Origin of the sequence: Streptomyces mutabilis (genome assembly GCF_014649815.1) — a bacterium.
In the GTDB taxonomy this organism is placed as follows: Bacteria; Actinomycetota; Actinomycetes; order Streptomycetales; family Streptomycetaceae; genus Streptomyces; species Streptomyces mutabilis.
Genome location: NZ_BMTT01000089.1, coordinates 1 through 1,116 on the forward strand (window position 1 = coordinate 1; position 1,116 = coordinate 1,116).

A 1,116-nucleotide genomic window follows, 5' to 3' on the forward strand; every position below is an offset into this window, starting at 1 on the left:
GGGTGCGGACGAGGTGGTGCAGGAGGGCCGGTGTCCCGCCCGCAGCCCGCAGGCCGGGCAGGTCCAGCCGGACCGGCACCACCGCCGCCTCGTCCGCGGCATCGAACAGGGCCAGGCCCTCGGCGGCGGTCAGCGGCAGCACGCCCGCCCGCCGCATCCGCGCCAGATCCGCCCCGGCCAGCTCCCCGGTCATGCCCGCGCCCGGCTCCCACGGCCCCCAGGCCAGCGACACCCCCGGCCAGCCCCGCGCCCGGCGGTGCACGGCCAGCGCATCCAGGAACGCATTGCCCGCCGCATAGTTGGCCTGCCCGGCCGCGCCCAGCACCCCCGCCACCGACGAGAACATCACGAACCGATCCACATCGCCGACCAGCTCGTGCAGATGCCACGCCGCATCCACCTTCGGCCGCAGCACCCGCTCCAGCCGCTCCGGCGTCATCGACTCCAGCACCCCGTCGTCCAGCACCCCCGCCGCATGCACCACCCCCGACACCGACCGGCCGGCCAGCACCGCCGCCAGCGCCGCCCGGTCCGCCACATCACACGCCACCACCTCGGCCGCCGCCCCCAGCCCGGCCAGCTCCGCCACCAGCTCCGCCGCGCCCTCGGCCGCCGGACCCCGCCGGCCCAGCAGCAGCAGCCGGCGCACCCCGTGCGCGGCCACCACATGCCGCGCCACCAGCGCCCCCAGACCGCCCACCCCGCCAGTGACCACCACCGTCCCGTCACCGTCCCACGCCCGGGGCGTCACCGCCTCCGCCTGGGCCCGCACCAGCCGCGCCCCGAACGCCGCACCCCCGCGCACCACCACCTGGGGCTCGTCCGTGACCACCGGCGCCCCGCCGCCCTCCACATCCACCAGATGGAACCGGCCCGGGAACTCCGTCTGCGCCGACCGCACCAGCCCCCACACCACCGCCGCCGCCGGATCCGCCCCACTGACCACACCCCGGGTCACGAACACCACCCGCGCATCCGGCCCCTGCACCACCTCCAACGCCCGCGCCGCCAGCGCATGCGCCGACGCCACCACATCCTCACCTCCCACCAACTCCACGAACCGCACCCCACCCGCATCCACCGACGGCACCGGCACCGACCACTCCACCCGATACA

At 77.1% G+C, this 1,116-nt stretch carries 1 protein-coding gene; it reads right to left on the reverse strand.

What is annotated here, in order from left to right; genetic code table 11:
- On the reverse strand, positions 1-1,116 hold a 1,116-nt coding region (locus IE142_RS34755), incomplete at both ends, for a beta-ketoacyl reductase (protein WP_191889403.1).